Origin of the sequence: Streptomyces capoamus (assembly GCF_014654935.1) — a bacterium.
GTDB classification, from domain to species: Bacteria; Actinomycetota; Actinomycetes; order Streptomycetales; family Streptomycetaceae; genus Streptomyces; species Streptomyces capoamus.
The window spans coordinates 189,253-192,466 of sequence record NZ_BNBF01000014.1 but is presented as its reverse complement, the minus strand read 5'-3'; the positions used below and the strand labels follow the sequence as shown (position 1 = coordinate 192,466).

General features: G+C 73.2%; 3 protein-coding genes. All 3 read left to right on the top strand.

Features of this window, described 5'->3' with window-relative positions:
- Positions 1-461: TIR domain-containing protein (locus IE312_RS41350; protein WP_229900291.1), on the top strand; the 461-nt coding region annotated here is incomplete at its 5' end.
- Positions 462-640: 179 nt separating this feature from the next.
- Complete coding sequence (locus IE312_RS22470; RefSeq protein WP_229900290.1) at positions 641-2,002, top strand: AfsR/SARP family transcriptional regulator; 1,362 nt, start codon at positions 641-643, stop codon at positions 2,000-2,002.
- Between the two features lie 119 nt (positions 2,003-2,121).
- Positions 2,122-3,214 (top strand): arginine deiminase (locus IE312_RS22465; RefSeq protein WP_229900289.1); only part of this gene is annotated, 1,093 nt, incomplete at its 3' end.

Below are 3,214 nucleotides of genomic sequence, written 5' to 3'. Positions count from 1 at the left end.
GGGAGTACCTGGTCGAGGCCACCGGGAAGACGGCACCCTTCCTCGGCGAGGTCGTCGCCGGTGCCCCCGCGCTCGCCCAGGCGGCCCTCGTACTGCTCACCCCGGACGACGTCGTCCGGCTCCACCCGGATCTGCACGGCAGGAACGAGCCGCCGTACGAGACCGGGCCCACCGGTCAGCCGCGGCCCAACGTGCTCATCGAACTGGGCATGGTGCTGATGGCCTACCCGGAGCGCACCGTGATGGTGGAGGTCGGGGAACTGCGCCCGATCGCCGACATCGCGGGCCGCAACGTCATCCGGTTCGACGGCACGGAGGCCGCGCTGCGCAAGATCGCCGAGCGGCTGAGGCTGGCGGGCTGCGCGGTCGACGACACCCGCTCCGACTGGCTCCAGACCTGGCCGTACCGCCACCTGTCGGCGTACGGCCGCACCGGAGGGGTGACCCCGCCGGTCCGCTGAGCCGCGGTACGGGCCCGGTGGCCGTCCACAGTCGGGGGACGGGCCCGTACCGCTTCACGGTCCGCCGGCCGATCGCCTGAACGCCTCCACCGCCCCTTGGTACGCTGACCGCACTGTCGACGGGACGTCACGCGGCGGAGGGGGCGAGGGGCGTGCAGACCCGTGCACCGTGCATACGGGTGAGCATTCTGGGCCCCGTCCGGCTGGACGTGAACGGCGACGCCGTACGCCTCACCCCGCTCACCGCCCGGTTGCTGGCCCGGCTGGTCGCCGCCGAAGGCGAGGCCGTCACCGCGCGCCGGCTGTACCGGGACGTCTGGCAGCCGACCGTGGAACTGCCGCACCAGGACCTGCGCAACCGCAACGAGGTGCAGAAACGGATCCTGGAGCTGCGCCGCGCGTTCGACCGGGCCGGCCCGGGACACGGCGCCCGGATCGTGCGCACCGGCCGGCTGCCGACCCCGCGCGGCGCCGAGAGCACCTACCGGCTCGACCTCGCCGACGACGAGCTGGACAGCGCCGAGTTCACGCGCCTGGTGGGCGACGCGCTGCGGGCGGCGCCGGCCTCGGCCGTCCGGCTGCTCACGGACGCCCTGCGGCTGTGGCGCGGCCGGCCGCTGACCGAGGTGCGGGACGAGGAGTTCGCGCGCGCACCGGTCCGGCGGCTGACCCGGCTCAGGGAAACCGCGCTGCGGGAGCTGATCGCCGGCCACTCGGCGCTGGGCCGCGACGACCTCGCCCTGCCGGTGGCCGAACAGAGCGCCCGGGAACGCCCCGACGACCCCGAGGCCGCCGCCGTCCTCGCCCGGCTGAACGCCCGGCTGCGCGAGCGGCACCGCGACGAACTGCTGCGGCACACCCTGCGCGGGCTGCGGGTGGACGTCGTCGTGGTGCGCGGCGACCTGTTCGACCAGGAGGACGCCAACCTGGTCGTGGGGTTCTCCGACACCTTCGACACCTCCCCCGACGACGTCGTCATCAGCCGGGAGAGCGTGCAGGGCCAGCTGGTCGACCGCCTCTTCGAAGGCCGGCACCGGCTGCTGGACGAGCATGTGCGCCGCGGGCTCCGGGAGGTGACCCCGCTGGCCACCGAGAGCGTGCGGGCCAAGCCGCGCGGCCGGCGCACCCGCTATCCGATCGGTACGACCGTGCCGGTCCCGGTCGGCAAGCGCCGGGTCTTCGCCCTCGCCTACTCCCGGCTGGGCAACGACCTGCGCGCCCGGTCGGCGCCGGCCGACCTGCGGCTGAGCCTGACCCGCCTGTGGCCGGTGGTCGCCCTGCACGGCCTGTTCAAACCGGTCGCGGTTCCACTGATCGGCGCCGGCCTGTCCCGGCTGGTGGAGCTGGACCACACCCAGTTGCTGTCGCTGATCGCGGAGACCTTCACCGAGAGCCTGCGCCAGGACCCGGCCGTCTGCCCGGAGCTGCGGATCGTGCTCCGGGACGAGGAGCTGGAGCGGACCGACCTGTCGGCGCTGGAGGCGTTCCTGCGCGGCGCGGACGAGCGACGCCCGGCCCTGCCGTCGCCCGGCCCGGGCTGACCCGTCCACGCCCCCGCCGGACCGCATCCCGGTCGCGGCCCCTGCCGGTGCGGAAACCGGCTGGTGCGGAAACCGCCGAGCGGAGGATGAAGAGCCGTCCCGGTGGTCAGGATGAAGGCATGGGATTCCACGTCGACTCCGAGGCCGGGCGGCTGCGCCGCGTCATCCTGCACCGGCCGGATCTTGAGCTCAAAAGGCTCACCCCCAGCAACAAGGACGCCCTTCTCTTCGACGACGTGCTCTGGGTGCGCCGGGCGCGTGCCGAGCACGACGGGTTCGCCGACGTGCTGCGCGACCGCGGGGTCGAGGTCCACCTCTTCGGGGACCTGCTCGCCGAGACCCTGGCGCTGCCCGCGGCCCGCGCGCTCGTCCTGGACCGGGTCTTCGACGAGAAGGAGTACGGCCCCCTCGCCACCGACCACCTGCGCGCCTCCTTCGACCGGATGACCCCGGGCGAACTGGCCGAGGCCCTGGTCGGCGGCATGACCAAGCGGGAGTTCCTCGCGGAGCACGCGGAACCGACCTCGGTCCGCTTCCACGTCATGGAGCTGGACGACTTCCTGCTCCCACCGCTGCCCAACCACCTGTTCACCCGCGACACCTCGGCGTGGATCTACGACGGCGTCTCCATCAACGCCATGAGACGGCCCGCCCGGCAGCGGGAGACCGTCCACTTCGAGGCGATCTACCGCCACCACCCGCTGTTCCGTGACGAAACGTTCCATGTGTGGTCCCGGGGGCAGGCGGACTATCCCTCCACCATCGAGGGCGGTGACGTCCTGGTGATCGGCAGCGGCGCCGTCCTGATCGGCATGAGCGAGCGCACCACCCCCCAGGCCGTGGAGATGCTGGCGCACAAGCTGTTCGCGGCCGGCTCGGCGCACACGATCGTCGCGCTGGACATGCCCAAGCGGCGCGCCTTCATGCACCTGGACACGGTGATGACCATGGTCGACGGCGACACCTTCACCCAGTACGCCGGCCTCGGCATGCTCCGCTCGTACACGATCGAACCGGGGGTCGGCGAGCGCGAGCTGAAGGTCACCGACCACCCGCCGGAGCACATGCACCGGGCGATCGCCGCCGCGCTCGGCCTCGGCGAGATCCGGGTGCTGACCGCCACGCAGGACGTGCACGCGGCCGAACGCGAGCAGTGGGACGACGGCTGCAACGTCCTCGCCGTCGAGCCCGGGGTCGTCGTCGCCTACGAGC